Origin of the sequence: Photobacterium iliopiscarium (assembly GCF_003026395.1) — a bacterium.
Lineage (GTDB): Bacteria > Pseudomonadota > Gammaproteobacteria > Enterobacterales > Vibrionaceae > Photobacterium > Photobacterium iliopiscarium.
In genome coordinates this window covers 1-17,556 of sequence record NZ_PYOO01000012.1, presented here as the reverse complement: position 1 = coordinate 17,556, position 17,556 = coordinate 1, and the positions used below count along the sequence as shown (strand labels likewise).

Annotated in this window: 15 protein-coding genes, 1 rRNA gene, 1 pseudogene and 1 riboswitch; of the genes and pseudogenes, 2 read left to right on the top strand and 15 right to left on the bottom strand. The window is 42.3% G+C overall.

From position 1 onward, the window contains the following. Positions 1-40: 40 nt before the first annotated feature. From ubiB to C9J51_RS15275, 5 genes are all read right to left on the bottom strand, one after another. Positions 41-1,678, bottom strand: a complete 1,638-nt coding sequence (ubiB, locus tag C9J51_RS15295; RefSeq protein WP_181314827.1) for a ubiquinone biosynthesis regulatory protein kinase UbiB — start codon at positions 1,676-1,678, stop codon at positions 41-43. 5 nt (positions 1,679-1,683) lie between these two features. Then, positions 1,684-2,286, bottom strand: coding sequence for a ubiquinone biosynthesis accessory factor UbiJ (locus tag C9J51_RS15290; RefSeq protein WP_045036878.1), 603 nt, complete (start codon positions 2,284-2,286; stop codon positions 1,684-1,686). 7 nt (positions 2,287-2,293) lie between these two features. Next, positions 2,294-3,049, bottom strand: a complete 756-nt coding sequence (gene ubiE, locus C9J51_RS15285; RefSeq protein ID WP_045040196.1) for a bifunctional demethylmenaquinone methyltransferase/2-methoxy-6-polyprenyl-1,4-benzoquinol methylase UbiE — start codon at positions 3,047-3,049, stop codon at positions 2,294-2,296. Between the two features lie 135 nt (positions 3,050-3,184). Then, a complete protein-coding gene (gene rmuC / locus C9J51_RS15280; protein ID WP_045040197.1) occupies positions 3,185-4,717 on the bottom strand; it encodes a DNA recombination protein RmuC in 1,533 nt (510 codons plus the stop codon). Between the two features lie 299 nt (positions 4,718-5,016). After that, complete coding sequence (locus C9J51_RS15275) at positions 5,017-6,225, bottom strand: multidrug effflux MFS transporter (RefSeq protein ID WP_045040198.1); 1,209 nt, start codon at positions 6,223-6,225, stop codon at positions 5,017-5,019. 317 nt (positions 6,226-6,542) lie between these two features. Here C9J51_RS15275 and C9J51_RS15270 point away from each other — a divergent pair, with 317 nt between their 5' ends. Then, the gene (locus C9J51_RS15270; RefSeq protein ID WP_045040199.1) at positions 6,543-8,330 is read left to right on the top strand and encodes an aminopeptidase P family protein; all 1,788 of its coding nucleotides are present in this window, start codon (positions 6,543-6,545) and stop codon (positions 8,328-8,330) included. Between the two features lie 61 nt (positions 8,331-8,391). Here C9J51_RS15270 and thiH read toward each other — a convergent pair whose 3' ends face one another. The 7 genes from thiH to C9J51_RS15235 form a co-directional block, all read right to left on the bottom strand. Beyond that, on the bottom strand, positions 8,392-9,504 hold the full coding sequence (gene thiH, locus C9J51_RS15265; protein WP_045040200.1) for a 2-iminoacetate synthase ThiH: 1,113 nt from the start codon (positions 9,502-9,504) through the stop codon (positions 8,392-8,394). A gap of 9 nt (positions 9,505-9,513) precedes the next feature. Beyond that, positions 9,514-10,284, bottom strand: a complete 771-nt coding sequence (locus C9J51_RS15260) for a thiazole synthase (RefSeq protein ID WP_045040201.1) — start codon at positions 10,282-10,284, stop codon at positions 9,514-9,516. A gap of 1 nt (position 10,285) precedes the next feature. Further along, a complete protein-coding gene (thiS, locus tag C9J51_RS15255; protein ID WP_045040202.1) occupies positions 10,286-10,495 on the bottom strand; it encodes a sulfur carrier protein ThiS in 210 nt (69 codons plus the stop codon). After that, complete coding sequence (locus tag C9J51_RS15250; protein WP_045040203.1) at positions 10,495-11,289, bottom strand: HesA/MoeB/ThiF family protein; 795 nt, start codon at positions 11,287-11,289, stop codon at positions 10,495-10,497. The genes thiS and C9J51_RS15250 overlap by 1 nt, the downstream gene beginning before the upstream one ends. Continuing rightward, positions 11,267-12,550 (bottom strand): thiamine phosphate synthase, encoded by a 1,284-nt coding sequence (gene thiE / locus C9J51_RS15245; RefSeq protein ID WP_107275236.1) that lies wholly within the window; start codon positions 12,548-12,550, stop codon positions 11,267-11,269. The genes C9J51_RS15250 and thiE overlap by 23 nt, the downstream gene beginning before the upstream one ends. Continuing rightward, the gene (gene thiC, locus C9J51_RS15240; protein ID WP_045040204.1) at positions 12,551-14,464 is read right to left on the bottom strand and encodes a phosphomethylpyrimidine synthase ThiC; all 1,914 of its coding nucleotides are present in this window, start codon (positions 14,462-14,464) and stop codon (positions 12,551-12,553) included. It abuts the gene before it with no gap. Positions 14,465-14,580: 116 nt separating this feature from the next. After that, a riboswitch (TPP riboswitch) is annotated at positions 14,581-14,678 on the bottom strand. 124 nt (positions 14,679-14,802) lie between these two features. After that, positions 14,803-15,225: a universal stress protein gene (locus C9J51_RS15235; RefSeq protein WP_045040205.1), complete on the bottom strand. Its 423-nt coding sequence runs from the start codon at positions 15,223-15,225 to the stop codon at positions 14,803-14,805. Positions 15,226-15,429: 204 nt separating this feature from the next. On the opposite strand from C9J51_RS15235, the gene crcB reads away from it, so the two are divergent. Further along, positions 15,430-15,813 (top strand): fluoride efflux transporter CrcB, encoded by a 384-nt coding sequence (gene crcB / locus C9J51_RS15230; RefSeq protein ID WP_045036888.1) that lies wholly within the window; start codon positions 15,430-15,432, stop codon positions 15,811-15,813. Positions 15,814-15,852: 39 nt separating this feature from the next. Here the strand turns inward: crcB and C9J51_RS15225 are convergent. The 3 genes and pseudogenes from C9J51_RS15225 to rrf form a co-directional block, all read right to left on the bottom strand. Further along, a pseudogene (locus tag C9J51_RS15225) lies at positions 15,853-17,108 on the bottom strand (IS4 family transposase). A gap of 115 nt (positions 17,109-17,223) precedes the next feature. Continuing rightward, the gene (locus tag C9J51_RS19530; protein WP_170073319.1) at positions 17,224-17,373 is read right to left on the bottom strand and encodes a hypothetical protein; all 150 of its coding nucleotides are present in this window, start codon (positions 17,371-17,373) and stop codon (positions 17,224-17,226) included. A gap of 58 nt (positions 17,374-17,431) precedes the next feature. After that, a 5S ribosomal RNA gene (rrf, locus tag C9J51_RS15220) occupies positions 17,432-17,547 on the bottom strand. Positions 17,548-17,556 lie beyond the last annotated feature (9 nt).

Here is a 17,556-nt window from a genome sequence, read left to right as displayed (position 1 = left end):
TGTGACACGCAACTATAAGTATAGGCGAAACCTACGGCGACTATTGTCGACAGGCTCGCCATCCCAGCAACCAAAATACCGATCCTGCTCCAGCTGCGATAGCAGGATAGGTGGTAACATGATCACCGAAAAGTATGGCAGCACACACCATCATGGTGGCACCAATACCAAAATAAAATCTTGCCTTACCTTGGTTACGCCGACTATCCATGAAATTATCATAGAGTGTATCGAGTCGTTGATTCATAACCTTGCCTTGGCGCAAACTGTCGTAAAGTAATTCCGGTAATTCCGGTAACTTTTCGGCCCAAAATGGCGCTTTTTTCTTTACTGCATCAATAATGGCTTGTGGGCCAACTTGACGTGACATCCAATCTTCTAAAAACGGTTTTGCTGTTGCCCATAGATCAAGTTGTGGATACAGTTGCCGTCCAAGACCTTCAACATAAAGCAACGTCTTTTGTAATAACACTAATTGCGGCTGTACTTCCATATTAAATCGACGTGCAGTATTGAACAAATTCAACAACACATGCCCAAATGATATTTCACACAACGGCTTTTCAAATATCGGTTCGCATACTGCACGAATAGCAACTTCAAACGCATCAATATTGGTATCAGCGGGTACCCAACCTGAATCAACATGCAATTGGGCAACTTTACGGTAATCTCGATTAAAGAAAGCCAGTAAGTTTTCAGCCAAATAACGTTTATCTTCGCGATTAAGCGTACCGACGATACCACAATCTAAGGCTATCCATTGTGGATCATGTGGATGCTCATAGGAAACAAAAATATTCCCTGGGTGCATGTCTGCGTGAAAGAAACTATCACGGAATACCTGAGTAAAAAATATATTTACCGCATTTTCTGATAATAATTTCAGATCAGTGCCATTGGCTTTTAATGCTTCAAGGTTAGAAACCTGAATCCCGTAGATACGTTCCATCACCAGCAAATTAACACTGCTATAATCAGTAAAAACTTCCGGTACGTACAGGCTATCATCGCCTTCAAAATTACGTCGCAGTTGGATCCCATTTGCCGCTTCACGCATTAAATCAAGTTCATCAAGTAAGGTTTTTTCATATTCCCTTACCACTTCAACCGGACGTAATCGACGCGCTTCTGGTTGCAGTCGAGAAACTATCTCGGCCATCCTGTACATCAGCTTAATATCCGCTTCAATAATCGGACGAATATCAGGGCGAATGACTTTAAATACAATTTCGCGACCATTTTCTTTCATGGTGGCAGTATGGACTTGTGCAATCGAGGCTGATGCTAACGCGACTTCATCAAAATCATCAAACCATTGCTCTACCGGACCACCTAATGATGCTTCAATGGTACGCTTTGCTAATTGACCATCAAACGGGGCCACCTGATCTTGCAATAACGCTAATTGATCAGCGATATGCGGCGGAAACAAATCACGCCGAGTCGACATCATTTGACCAAACTTGATCCACACCGGACCTAATTCTTGTAACGCTAACCGTAACCGCTCACCCAAAGGTTTATCTGGATACTGGTTTTTAATCCAAAATAACGATTTACGTAATTTTTTTGGCAATTCTGAACGTGGGTCTTGTGGAATAAAATCATCCAAACCATAACGCAATTGCACTTCAATAATACGGTAAAGACGTTTAAATTCACGAATAGTCATCATGGCTATTATCGCTCAAGTAGCTGATTTAATCGGGCCTCAAAACAGGCAACATCTGATTTCAAGTCATCAACTTGATCAGAAAAATAGGCTATTTCTAATGGTTGAGGTAATAATTTCCACTCTTCCGTTAACGTCTGAGCTAAATTCCGCTGGCGCTTACGCAACCGCTGTTGAATAAACCGACTACTCGATTTCACCCCACTCACCACAGTATGGGCAATAACATCACCACTATAGTGCGACAATTTTTCTTCAATATCCGGTTGTAAACCACTTAACAGACTTGAAAAATGTTGCGCTAATTGTAGATCACCTTCAAGGGATAACTTATCGGCTTTAATTAGCTGGGTCACATTAGCTTGTTGGCGTAATTCAGGGAGCGCCGTTAAATTGAGGGCCAATTGACAATCAACCTCGCCCTCATAAGCCGCTAACACATCGATTTGCTGACTAAAGATAAAATATAGCGTTTTACCAAATTCATTCAGAGTCACGCTGATCACTTTACCGCGTAAGCGTGATAAACGACGTTGACTATCCACATCGTCTTTTACTAATTGATTAAGCGCCGTTTCTACCGCGCCAGTAACAAATGCATCTATTGGCATAGGGGCCTCAGAACTTATAACCACGGTGCAAAGCAACAATACCGCCAGTTAAATTGTAATACGTTGTCTGATCAAACCCAGCATCATCCATCATTCCTTTCAACGTTTCTTGGTCAGGATGCATGCGAATAGATTCAGCCAAATAACGATAACTTTCGCTATCATGTGCAATAATTTCGCCGATTTTCGGTAATAAATGAAAAGAATAAGCATCATATATTTTTGATAAAGGCTCAAGAACTGGCTTAGAAAATTCCAACACTAATAAACGGCCACCGGGTTTTAATACGCGGTACATCGAACGTAAAGCTTGTTCTTTATCAGTAACATTACGTAAGCAGAAGCTGATCGTAATACAATCAAAATAATTATCAGGAAAAGGTAGCTCTTCTGCGTTCGCTTGTACGTAACCAACGTTACCCACAATGCCACTATCACGTAGCTTACTACGGCCAACTTTTAGCATTGAATTATTAATGTCAGCTAAAATAACCTGACCACTGTCACCAACCATTCGAGAAAACTTAGCGGTTAAATCACCCGTGCCACCACCTAAATCAAGCACGCGTTGACCACGGCGCACACCACTGCAATCAATCGTAAATCGCTTCCAAACGCGATGAATACCCATCGACATTAAGTCATTCATAATGTCGTACTTTGCCGCTACTGAATGGAATACTTCAGCAACCATCGTTGCTTTTTCCTCTTTGGCCACGGTACGAAAGCCAAAGTGGGTGGTATCTTGTGTGGTGTCCGTCATGCTCAATCCGTTATGTGTCCTCGCGCTCATTCCATTATCACAATAAAATAGCTGCCGAGTATTAAATTCATTTATTCAACTGGCTTAGTGTACTTGATGGTTGTCGTTTGCTCAAAGTGGTTTACTCCTTAAGCACTACAAATCATGCTCTGATACTGATGTTATATGTGAAAAACCTCTCGTATCATGTAGTTGTGACTGTGATTTCTCAACTAACTGCGGGCTAATATCACGCTTCACTTCCACCCCTAATAATTTAAAGCTTTCCGCTTGGCGAATAACATTCCCTCGTCCACTGACTAATTTATTCATGGCGCTATGATAACTTTGACTGGCTTTATCTAATGACGAACCTAATCCTTCCATATCCGTTACAAACAAGCGTAATTTGTCGTATAACTTACTCGCTCGATCAGCGATTTCTTTGGCGTTTTGATTTTGATGTTCGTTACGCCATAAATTATTAATGGTTCGCAATGCCACCAGCAACGTGGTTGGACTGACTAGCATAATATTGAGATCCATCGCATCACGAATCAATTTAGGATCTGCGGCAATCCCAGCTTGAAAAGCAGGTTCAACCGGAATAAACATCAACACATAATCGAGACTTTGGACGCCATGCAGCTGATGATAATCTTTGCGACTTAAACCTCGCATGTGTGCTCGCATTGAAGCAATATGCTCACTCATTGCCAGTTCCCGCTCCGCCACGGTGTCTGCATTAAAGAAACGTTCATAAGCAATCAATGACATTTTGGCATCCACTACGACATCTTTTTGCTGCGGTAAATGCACCACGACATCCGGTTGATAGCGTTTACCATCTTCATTCTCAAGGCTAACTTGAGTTTGATATTCATGCCCTTCACGCAAACCCGATTCGGTTAATACCCGCGCTAATACCACTTCACCCCAATTACCTTGTGCTTTGTTATCCCCTTTAAGTGCTTGAGTCAGATTAACCGCTTCCTGCGCCATCTGTTCATTAAGCTGTTTAAGATGATTAATTTGATGCACTAGAGTATGACGTTCGCGGGATTCTTGAGTGAAGTTATCGTTAACTTGTTTTTTGAAACTTTCTAATTGCTCTTTCAATGGCATTAATAAGCTTTGAAGGCTGATTTTATTCTGCTCATCAACACTACGGGTTTTGTGTTCAAATAATTTATTGGCAAGGCTTTCAAATTGTACCCGTAATCGTTCTTCCGCATTTTCTAGTAGCTGAATTTTTTCTTCGGCTGATTTTTGTTCTTCAAAATGACGCGCATCTTGCTCACGTAAATCCGCTTCAAGACGAGCATTAATGACACGAGCGTTATCTAATTGTGTGGATAAATACTGTTTTTCATTTTGTAGGGCGTCAAAATGGCGCATTTTTTCAACCGCAGCCGATAAATTACCATGCAGCTGTCGAATTTCATGGGTCAAGCGATCACGTTCATCATCCATCTGTTCGAGTTCTTGATTACGTTCGTTTAACTGCTGTTGTAATTGCTGCCCACGTAATTGCAATAACCGCGTATCAGCCTCTGCTTGCTGCTGATGTAATTGCAATGTTTGTTCAAAACGTCCTTTTAACCATAGCGTGGTAATAACACTTGCCACTGTCGCGCCAGACATTGCCGCCAATAGGGAAATCATGCTACCACTCAACCATTCCGTCATATCAAATACTCTAAAAAACCACAGAATCCATTTCTATGATAAGGCTAAGTGGATACTGGATAAATGTCCAGTTCAGTGATATTCATTAGTCACACTATCACTCGTTGATAGAAGCTATTTATGCTTAACGACCCTTATTTTATGTTAAACATCCAGATAACATTTAATGTCATTTTATTGTGATAGATAGTCAGACTTACACCGTTACCATCCATTATTATTCACCATATAAAAATAAAGCCTGTCAATTTATACTGACAGGCTCAATAACATTAAGATAGATCTAAAAGGTGCTCTCTTTATTCGTTAGTCACAGGTGTCTGATACCAACTTTTTCCCCATTTTGACCACAAAATAAAGAGCCCAGGAATCAATAACCACATCTGTAATGTCATCAATATTGGTGTTGCCAGATCAAGACGTTGAGTCAAACTCACCATCACCCCTGCCCCACTCATCTGAAATAAACCTAATAATGCTGCCGCAGTACCCGCACGATCACCAAACGGTGCCAATGCTTTACCTGCTGAAGCGCCCAAAACAAACGCAAACCCAAAGGAGCAGATAAAAATAGGCACCATAAATGCCCATGCTTGATTAATCGAACTCAACGCCAACATTAAACCACCAGCGACAGTTAAAGTAATCAGTCCAGCTTGTAATGTTCCGCGAGTACCAAAACGATCCATAAATTTCGGCGCGACCATGCAAGCAAGAATATTTAACGCCGCATTAATGCCAAACCATAACGTAAATTGGTTCATATCTGCCCCAAGATGGCTCATTAACCACACCGGAGCCGAAGTGACATACGCTAAAATTACCGCCATTGATAACATGCATAAACTGGCATGATATAAAAACGTCGGTTCACGTAATACCGACCAATAACGACTTAAACTTAACGCAGAACCACTAACATGGGTGTTCGCTGGACGGGTTTCTTTAAACATCGTCATAATGAATAGCCCTGCCACTAATGCAAAGCCCGCCATAAAACTAAAGTTCGAACGCCAGCCAAACTCATGGGTTAACCAAGTACCTAATAATGGTGCTAAAGCGGGAATAAAACAGATTGCACCATTTAAATAACTGATCATTCGACCACTCTTTTCTGCGCCAAAACTATCACGCACGCCAGAGAATGCCGCCACAGACGTTGCACAAGCACCAAAACCTTGTAATAAACGCGCCGTTAATAACATGTCTAAATTGGTGGCTAAATACGCCATTAAGGCACTAAAGCCATAAATAACAATACCAGCTAATGCAATCGGGCGACGTCCAAAGCGATCCGCTAATGGACCTGCCAATAATTGCCCTAATCCTAAGCTAAACATAAACCATGTAACGGTATCTTGTACGCGTACCGCACTAACCCCAAAACTATCAGCAATAGCAGGGAAAGCAGGCAAATAAATATCAATAGCCAATGGGCTAAATAACACCAAAACCACCATTAAAATGATCAGTTTGGTATCCGTTGAAGATGTTGTTGACGAAGTCATATGACGTTCCTAAAAGATGATCGCGCCAAGTTTACGGTTTTAGAGATATGAATAGAAATGGTATATATTCAATAGCGCTTTTCCTTTTGGGAATATCAACACCCCCTGCCATTCACCACCAACTCATCCCTGATAACACGATCGCGCTTAAAATATAATAAATGCTAATCAATTACTGATTCGTTAATTGAAGCCAATCGCCAAACACGCTAACGTAACTACATTAACTTAATAACTCAGCGAGTTATTCGCTTCCGTTATTCAAGTTCACCGTGTATGCCATCGTTAAGATGACGCTTTAACTAAAGGACGAAAACATGCAAGCAGCAATTTCGCAACGTGTTGAACAAATCCGCCACTGGCTCACTGAAAATCAGTTAGATGCATTATTGATCCCTCACGAAGATGAGTTTTTAGGCGAATACATTCCAGATCATAATGAACGTCTACACTGGCTAACCGGATTTACTGGCTCAGCAGGCGCTGCCATTATCACCCGTGATGATGCTGCTGTTTTTGTTGATGGTCGATATGTAGTGCAAGTACGTAAACAAGTACCAGCGGAAGTATTTCAATACTGCCATCTTATTGAGCAACCACCAGTACAATGGGCATTAGAGAATTTAGCCGCTGGCAGTAAAGTGGCGATTGATGCTCGCCTTCATAGTGCAGCATGGCTTAAAAATGCCACCACCACTATTGATGGTGAATTAGCCTTAGTGTGTATTGATGAAAACCCCATTGATCAACTGTGGTTAGATCGCCCAGCGCCTGTATTGTCTGACGCTCAATTAATGGGACTCGAATTTTCTGGTCAAGCAAGTACAGATAAACGCCAACAAATTGCTGCCTTACTAACTACACAAAAAGCCAGTGCTGCCTTTTTAAGTCAACTCGATAGCATCGCATGGTTACTCAATATTCGTGGTGATGATGTTCATTGTCTGCCAGTATTATTATCAGCGGCAATTATTCACAGCGATGCTTCAGTTGATTTTTATATCGACCATCACCGCTTACCAGCAGGCTTTGCCGCCCATGTCGGTGATGGCGTGACTATCTGTAAACCGGAGCAACTAGCAACTGGGCTAGCCGCTCTTGCAGGTAAACGAGTACTGTTTGATTCAACAAATAGTAACGCATGGGCAGCGCAACAATTAACAGAGGCAGGAGCCCTATTAATTGAAGCAGCAAACCCAACCTTACTGCCAAAATCGACTAAAAATGCCACCGAGATGGCGGGTATGAAAGCGTGTCATATTCGCGATGGCGTCGCAATCAGTAAATTCTTAGCCTGGATTGATGCGCAAGTTGCGGCAGGTCATTTACTGGATGAAGCCCAATTATCAGATCAACTGTGGCAATTCCGTCAGTTAGATCCAAGTTGCAGTGATGTGAGCTTTGATACCATTTCAGCGGCAGCAGGCAATGCGGCAATGTGCCACTACAATCACCTTAACCAACCACAGCCAAGTAAACTGCAAATGGATACCGTGTACTTAGTCGATTCAGGTGGTCAATATCCAGACGGTACTACCGATATTACTCGTACTATTGCCATTGGTCAGCCGGGTGAAGAGGTGAAGCAAGCCTTTACTTTAGTTTTAAAAGGTCATATTGCATTAGCATCAGCGCGCTTTCCAAAAGGCACCACAGGTAGCCAACTTGATGCGCTAGCCCGTCAACATTTATGGGCATATGGATTTGATTATGATCATGGTACAGGTCACGGCGTTGGTCACTTTCTAAGTGTTCATGAAGGACCACAACGGATAGCTAAAGCCTACAATCCTGTTGCATTACTACCGGGGATGGTGCTGTCGAATGAACCTGGATACTACCGCGCTGATGCATTTGGTATTCGTATTGAAAACCTTGAAGCAGTAGTAGAAGTGGCAACCCAAGGCGATATGTCGGTAATGGGGTTTGAATCGCTAACTCGCGCACCGATTGATAAGCGTTTAATTGATTTAAGCTTATTAACAGATATCGAACTCGCGTGGCTTAACCATTACCACCACACCGTGTTTGAGGTTATTAGCCCAGCGTTAAGCGGTGATGATTTAGCATGGTTAACTCAAGCAACAGCGCCATTACAACGCTAATTATAACGGCGTATTAATAACAATATAAAAAAGCCAATGCACATTCTGCACTGGCTTTTTATTAACCAGAATAAACCGCGTCCCAATCTTTCCACACCACCTCAAAGCCACGCCGCTTCACTGCCATCGCCACCTCTGCCACACTGCGATCATCACTGATTGCAAATTGCTCTAACTCTGGCGTGTCATCAGCATAACCACCCGGTTGAGTTTTCGAACCAGCAGATAGACTAGTCACTCCTAATGGCAACACATTATCGCGAAAATGGGCTGATTCACGAGTGGATAACGATAACTCAACATCATGATTAAATAACCGATAAGCACAGATCAATTGCACTAACTGGCGATCAGTCATCACCGATTTAGGCTCAATGCCGCCCGTGCAGGGTCGCAAGCGTGGAAATGAAATAGAATAACGACTTTGCCAATACTGACGCTCAAGATAGGTCAAATGGCTCGCAACAAAAAAACTGTCCGTGCGCCAATCGTCCATTCCCAGTAACGCCCCAATCCCTATTTTATCGATACCGGCTTGCGCTAATCGATCAGGCGTCTCAAGCCGATAATTAAAATTGGTTTTATTGCCGCGTAAGTGATGCTTAGCATACGTTCGAGCGTGATAGGTTTCTTGATACACCATCACCGCATCTAAACCTAAACCTTTTAGCTCTCGATATTGCTGTTGTTCCAACGGCTGAACTTCCATCGCAATATGATTAAAGTGAGATTTAATTTGAGGCAGTGTATGTCTAAAATAGTCCATCCCAACTTTGGTTTGATGCTCACCCGTAACCAACAACACGCTATCAAACTGAAGAGCTTTGATCGCTTCACATTCACGCTCAATATCGGCGGTAGTTAATGTGCGTCGCTTAATTCGATTTTCCATTGAAAAACCACAATAAGTACACGCATTGGCACACAAATTAGAGAGATATAATGGCACATAAAAATGTATCGCATAACCAAACCGCTGCCGAGTTAATAACGCTGCTTGTTGCGCCATTGATTCTAAATAAGGCTCAGCCGCGGGTGAGATTAACGCTTTAAAATCGTTAAGATCACACTGCGATTTAGCCAGTGCACGTTCAACATCAGCAGCCGTTTTAGCATAAATCGATAATCGAATATCATCCCAGTCCAATTGCTGCCATACATCAACAAAACTCATTCTCACTCCTTAGCATTCACTATCGAGAAAAGCCGTTAATGGACTCGATGCAACAGCATGACTCACTGTACCCGCTAACCCTGCTTTATAAGCCATACGACCACTGATCACCGCCCATTTAAATGCCTCAGCCATCGCAATTGGATCAACAGCAGTCGCAATAGCCGTGTTAACTAAGACAGCATCTGCTCCCATTTCCATTGCCGCAGCAGCATCAGAGGGTGCACCAATTCCTGCATCTATAATCACCGGCACCTGCGCTTGATCGATAATAATTTGCAAAAAATCACGTGATACTAAGCCTTTATTTGAACCTATCGGTGCCCCTAATGGCATCACCGCTGCACAACCCTCCTCTTCTAATCGTTTACACAATACCGGATCAGCATGACAATAAGGCAAAACCACAAAGCCTTGTTTCACCAACGCTTTTGCAGCTAACAAGGTTTCAATCGGATCGGGCATTAAGTATTTGGGATCAGGATGAATTTCTAACTTTAGCCAGTTAGTACCTAACGCTTCGCGAGCTAATTGCGCAGCAAATATGGCTTCTTTAGCATTTTTAGCCCCCGAGGTATTGGGTAATAAATTCACCCCAGCGACAATTAATGGCGCTAAAATATCATCCGCTTGATGGGATAAATTGACCCGTTTCAGAGCCATGGTAACCAATTGGGATTTCGAGGCTAATAACGATGCGGTCATTACATCACGATGAGAATATTTTCCAGTTCCAGTAAACAACCGCGAATCAAATATTTTATCAGCAATAGTGAGCATGTTAGCCTCCGGCTATAACTTGAAAGAGCGTGATCTGATCGTTATGGTTCAACACTGTTGTTGACCATTCACTACGCGTAATAATGGCTTGATTTATCGCAATTGCAGCGCCCACAGTTGGCAGGGTTAATTGCTCGACTAACTCGGTTAAGCATTGTTGTGATTGACACTCCACAGCTTGATTATTTAACCAGACGGTTATCATTGTCATTAAACAGCACCTCCATTAACAAAATGGTGATCACCACAAACTGGACACTGTTGGTCAATATTGATTCCAAATTGGCGCCACTGCCCTTGTGATCCATCAAATTGAGAAAGGTAATTCACATCAACCATCTCCGTCTCAACAATCGCTTTTATGACGGCGAGTGCCTGCATGGTGCCAATAATTCCCACTACAGGTCCCACAATGCCACCACTGCGGCAATTACGCACTTTATCCGTATTTGGCACAGCTTTAGGCAATAAACATTGATAACAAGGTCCAATCCCTGCTCTAAAGTCAAACGTCATTAACTGTCCTTGCCAGCCTATGGCAGCCCCTGACACTAAGCGTTTTCTCGCAGTAAAACAGACATCATTAATCGCGTAGCGGGTCGAAAAATTATCACTGCAATCAACCACAATATCAGCTTGATCAACTTCCAATGCTAATTGCAAACCCACTAATCTAGTTGTGACCGCGCGGTAACAATTAAGTGGATTTAACGCCCGCATTTGAGCACACGCAGCCTGCGCTTTATTACACCCAACATCTGCTTCACGATACAAAACTTGGCGCTGTAAATTCGACACGTCAACCACGTCATCATCAGCAATGACAATCATACCTACGCCAGCCGCCGCTAAATAAAGTCCAACAGCAGAGCCTAAACCACCACCGCCAACAATTAACACCTGAGTATTTTTCAGTTGTTGCTGTCCTGATTCCGCAATATCAGCCACCATCAACTGGCGGCTATAGCGCATAAACTCAACATCAGAGAGCGCAGTGTTTATCATCCCGCCCTCCCGCAGCCATAGTTTCAACGTTGGGCACTAATATCTTGTGCAATTCAGTGATCGCTAGAGCAGGATCCGTCGCTTGAGTAATCGCACTCACAACAGCCACCCCAGAAACCCCTGTGCGCCACACTTTTGCTGCACGCTCAATGGTAATGCCACCAATTGCCACGGTTGGCACTCGATCACCAATCAATTTTTGATAAAGTGCTAATCGGCTCACACCTTGGGGTAATGACGGCATATCTTTAGTTGATGTCGCAAAAACATGACCTAAAGCGATATAACTGGGTTGATACTCAAGCGCACGTAAAATTTCATAATAACCATGGGTAGAGATCCCAAGCCGTAATCCCGCTTGTTGAATCGTGACTAAATTAGCGCTATCAAGATCCTCCTGACCAAGGTGAACCCCATAAGCATGATGCTTAATTGCCAGCGGCCAATAATCATTAATGAACACCTGAGCTTGAGCTAACTCACCAGCAACAATGGTTTGTTGGATTTGGTGTTCCAGATCGGATACTTGGGGGTTTTTGATCCGTAATTGGGTAGTTTTAACACCTAGCTGTAATACCCGCTCAACCCAATCAGCGCTCTCTAGCACAGGATATAATCCAAGCTTACTCGATCCTAAAGCCGCAAATGGAGCCACTTCTTGATCATCGGTTAACCATCCAAGTTGTTTTATTTGATGATAATTTATCGTTAAAGCACGAGGAAAGACTTTAGCTTCGGTTGGCCAAATCAGGTCGCCTTGAGCACGCTGATTATGATCTTGATAACTTCGCGCATGGGCTCGCGCTAATACCACCGCATCCTCTAATGGATAATCAAGTGCGAGTGCCACCAATAACATTGCTCGTTGCGCCTCACTAGCACCACTATGACGACAATACACGGCTCGAGCCTGTCCTTGATGATGCCAAATATCAACACAACCATCATTTGCAGGAAACCCACAGACCACTAAGCTAGGATCAGTAGCAACTTTTTGTTGCAACTCAGCTAATTCAGTAAAAGGGGCAAGCCACTGATCCCAAATTTGATACGTTGGGGGAGGACAATCTTCATCTGCGGCCACAAAATTAAACGCTAATGAACATTCTTTGGTCATGGTCTTAATATGAATTAACGACTCATTGCTATGCACCGTTACTGTCACCGTGTCGCCCAGTTGGTATAACTCAGCGGGTATTAGCAATGGTTCAATGTGCATTAACAACGGCATTAAGTGATTGGGTAACGATAAGGTGCTCATTTACAAATCCTCTTTAGCAGGGTGATACAACTCACTGCCACGAGCACGAAATTCAGCCGCTTTTTGTTGCATACCGACACTAGAATTATCACTAACAGTAATATCTATCGGCTGTAACCCTTTAGCATAATCACGGACTTCTTGAGAAATTTTCATTGAGCAAAATTTAGGGCCACACATTGAACAGAAATGGGCCACTTTGCCTGATTCTTGCGGCAAGGTTTGATCGTGATAATCTCGAGCAGTTTGTGGGTCGAGGCCTAGATTAAATTGATCTTCCCAACGAAACTCAAACCGTGCTTTTGATAATGCGTTATCACGAACTTGCGCTCCGGGGTGGCCTTTAGCTAAGTCTGCCGCATGCGCACACAGCTTGTACGTGATCAAACCGACTTTTACATCATCTTTATTGGGTAATCCTAAATGCTCTTTCGGTGTTACGTAGCACAGCATTGCACAGCCATACCAACCAATCATGGCCGCTCCAATACCTGAAGTAATATGATCATAACCAGGCGCAATGTCTGTAGTGAGAGGTCCAAGCGTATAAAACGGTGCTTCATGACAATGTTTAAGTTGCTCATCCATATTGGCCTTAATCATATGCATCGGCACATGACCTGGCCCTTCAATCATCACCTGAACATCATATTCCCACGCGATTTTTGTTAGCTCACCCAGTGTGCGTAATTCACTGAACTGTGCTTCATCGTTGGCATCAGCAATAGAGCCGGGGCGCAAACCGTCCCCCAGTGAGAGCGAAATATCATATTGGGCACAAATCTCACAAATACTGCGGAAATTTTCATACAAAAAACTTTCTTGATGATGCGCTAAACACCACTTTGCCATAATTGAACCACCACGAGAAACAATCCCAGTCACCCGTTTAGCCGTCATTGGTACATACCGTAATAAAACGCCAGCATGAATGGTAAAGTAATCGACACCTTGTTCAGCTTGCTCTAATAACGTATCTCGAAAAACACCCCAATTTAGATTTTCCGCAACACCTTTTACTTTCTCCAATGCTTGATACATCGGCACGGTTCCAATTGGTATCGGGCTATTGCGAATGATCCATTCTCGCGTTTCATGAATATTACGTCCCGTTGATAAATCCATCACCGTATCGCCGCCCCACCGAGTCGACCATACTAATTTCTCAACTTCTTCCTCAATGGATGAGCTCACGGCAGAATTACCAATATTGGCATTAACCTTTACTAAAAAATTGCGCCCAATGATCATCGGTTCCACTTCAGGGTGATTAATATTGGCAGGAATAATCGCTCGCCCAGCGGCAACCTCTTGGCGCACAAATTCAGGCGTGATTTGTAAAGGGAGATTAGCACCAAAATTAACGCCGGGATGTTGTTGGTTTAGCGTTTCATCATCATAGTGCACTCGTCCCATGTTTTCACGGATCGCAATATATTCCATTTCAGGGGTAATAATCCCTTGCCGGGCGTAATGCAGTTGAGTAACACACTTACCGTTATCAGCACATCGAATTGGAGCGCGCTGATTAAAACGCAATGAATCCAAACTCTGATCATGTAAGCGCTCATTGGCGTAGTCAGAACTTAATTCAGATAATAATTCAGTGTCATTACGCTCAATGATCCACGCTTGGCGTACGGGTGGAAGACCACGATAAATATCTATGGAGAGCTCAGGATCGGTATAAAATCCAGAAGTATCATAAACACGAATCGATTGGTTCGGTTCAAAAATAGGGTTTTGTTTAGGACCACTAATAAGGCTATCAGCTAAAGCGATCTCTCGCATCGGTACTGAAATATCAGCTCGACTACCAGTAACATAGACTTTTCGTGAATTAGGATAGGGTTGAGCCGTTAATGACTCGATAAATTGTTTCGCTTCCAATCTCGCTTGCTTGCGATTCGACACAGCAATTTCCTTTAATGTTATAGGGAAAAGTGCTTATCAGATGGGCGTAAACAAGAGCTATGCATACAGTTATGCGTCATCAAATACGTACAGTGATCCTCAATAAGGATATGCAGTAAAGATAACCTCTTGCTCCCTTCGCAGGTATTAGCCTGATCAGGTTCAACGGATCCCGCAATGCGGTCTCAGCCATATGGCACTCCGACAAGTAAGTGAATGAGTATAAGTACTTTGGTTGTGATCGCAACATTTTATTAACAACGAACGACGTACAGTGACAGATAGCAAAAAGCCGTGCAATTACACGGCTTTTTATTTCAAAACAATCACTACAATATTTATTGTGAGATAAGTACATCACACTTAAGGTGCTGAGCTAATGTTTCACTTACATCACCAAAGATGTGAATAGTAGATTTGTGATAACCCGTAATAACCAACTTAGCTTCAACTTTTTCAGCCAATTCTTCTATGTGCTTAGTAATATCACCATTGGCAATATGTAGTCCCGCAACAGGGTAAGATGAAGCAGCCGCTAACTCTGATAATTGTGACATCCGCTGTTTAGCAATCGCATCATGCTCTTCTTGCAATTCAATCTCAACATCAATAAAACTTACATTACCGATACCAGGCTCAACATAAGCGACATGCAGTTCAGCATTATTTTGGTCAGCAATAATCCCAGCTTTTACCATTAATTTATGAGCAGATTTATCTTCAGGATTAACAGCAAGTAATACAGTTTGATATAGCGACATAGCCTATCTCCATGAGCCAACGCCCAGTAGTTAATTTATTAGTTGTGATTATGATGCTATAAATGTAGCTATACAACCAACTATATGCCGACATTTTAATATAAGCTTAAATCAATGATTGCAGTTATCGAGAGTATTAACCAACTCAACAAGCGATTATTATGACGGTTTTTAATCATTACCTTTAACTGAAACGAGATACCAATGAGCCAATATATATTACTAGGATTCATCGCAATTGGTGGTGCATTCGGCGCCTGCTCACGATACTTAATTTCGGAGCTTTGCGTTATTTTATTTGGCCGTGGCTTCCCATACGGAACATTAACCGTCAATATTATTGGTTCGCTAATTATGGGGCTATTAATGTCGGGATTAAATCAAGGAATGATTGAGGCAGCACCATGGCGCCCAATGATTGGCTTAGGCTTTCTTGGAGCATTAACTACCTTTTCAACCTTTTCAATGGATAACATTGTAATGATGCAGCAAGGTGAGTTTATTAAAGCTGGCTTAAACATCGTACTTAACGTAACTGTCAGTTTGTTTGCTTGTTATATTGGCTATCAATTAATGATGAAAAGCTAATAAACATTCAAATATATAGCCGCCGTAAGGTAATGCCGCTCACTTAAGGTGAACGGCTTTTTTCTTTTTAGCGTACCGCTGAGGTCTCGGCTTTACTGTTCGAGGGAATGTTCTTTCCCTTCGCCCCTCTAATATCAAGCTTTCAGCGAGTTGCTGAAAGCTCTTTAATTGTCGAGGGATCGCTCCTGGTGTTGAATAAGGAAGTCCAACAAGTAAAGATGTAATACGCGCAAGACTGCCATTAAAACTAAGTTGATAAGGCAAATAATTACCTTTCAAACTAAAGCAAAGTTCCACCATTTGATAACGAATCAAATTATAGGTTAATAATATCCCCCATAGCTCTTGTTTTACGAGTTCAGGTAATCGACTACGTAACGTTAATCGATTACCAAGCATGTATTGCTTCTGCTCTCGACACCCCAACTCTATTTCCCAGTGATGACCATAAAGTTCTTTAATATCAAGGGCTAGGTGACGCATAGCATCAACCATTAAAGTTAATACTTCATACGTTTTACCTTTTATTTTGCATCTTACAAGACGTACTTTTACCGTTTCAGGCAACGCTGGCCACAATTTACGAGATCGAGGATTACTACGAAGAATGACTAATTTATCATTTCGTCCTAAGGACTGAATGACTTCATATTGCGTATTCTTTTTGAGTGGAATTAACCAATGGCGTTCAGTTCCTGTTTGATGCCACTCATTTATGAATAGAAACCCTTATCAAACATAGTGACACTATAATCAGGTGTAGTTTCTATCAATTTTTCAGCGATGATCATTTCACTGACTTTATAATCATCGAAAGCACTTCCAGTAATTAAATGGCTACTGAGTTCCATTTGACAAACCATTCTTACTTGAGGGTATTGAGTGTCTTTTTGACGCGAAAAAACTTTATTATTTTGAGGACTATCAGGTGATCTCCAAACAACGCCATCAACAGCTAAAAGGGTTAAACCATTCCATTGAGGTAGTTGCGCACTCTTAAGCCAAGATGTGGTCATTCGCTCAAAAACGGCTTTCATTGCAGGCTCTCCTAATGTTTTGTGACGTTGAGTTAACGCACTAGGAGCAACAAAAGCTTTACCTGTTCTATCAACTATATCTAGTTGATTAACTAGGTCTTTCATGGATTTTTCATTATAAATAGCCATGCCCACAAGTAACCAAACCATCGACTCTAAAGTAAGCTTTCGCTTTCTCATCGTTACAGTATCAGCCAGTGTTTCGACTTGATTTGGTTTCCAATCATTAATGATATTTAAAGCTTGTGAGACATCCATAAAAAAATCCGAGAATATTTATATTCTCGGATTCTTACATACTGCGACGATCGTTTAACCTAAATATTTAGATCTTAACTGATCGGCATTACCGCCGTAAGGCGGTTTTTTTTCATCAAGATAAATAGAATAGTGGAAACGCAGGAAACGCAGGAAACGCAGGAAACGCAGGAAACGCAGGAAACGCAGGAAACGCAGGAAACGCAGGAAACGCAGGAAACGCAGGAAACGCAGGAAACAATATATAAAGCAGAGTATATGTCATTATTTTTTTGTTATAAACGAAAAAAGGCCATCCTTACGGATGGCCTTTTAAATTTGAAGCCTGGCGATGTCCTACTCTCACATGGGGAGACCCCACACTACCATCGGCGCTATTACGTTTCACTACTGAGTTCGGCATGGGATCAGGTGGGTCCATAACGCTATGGTCGCCAAGCAAATTCTG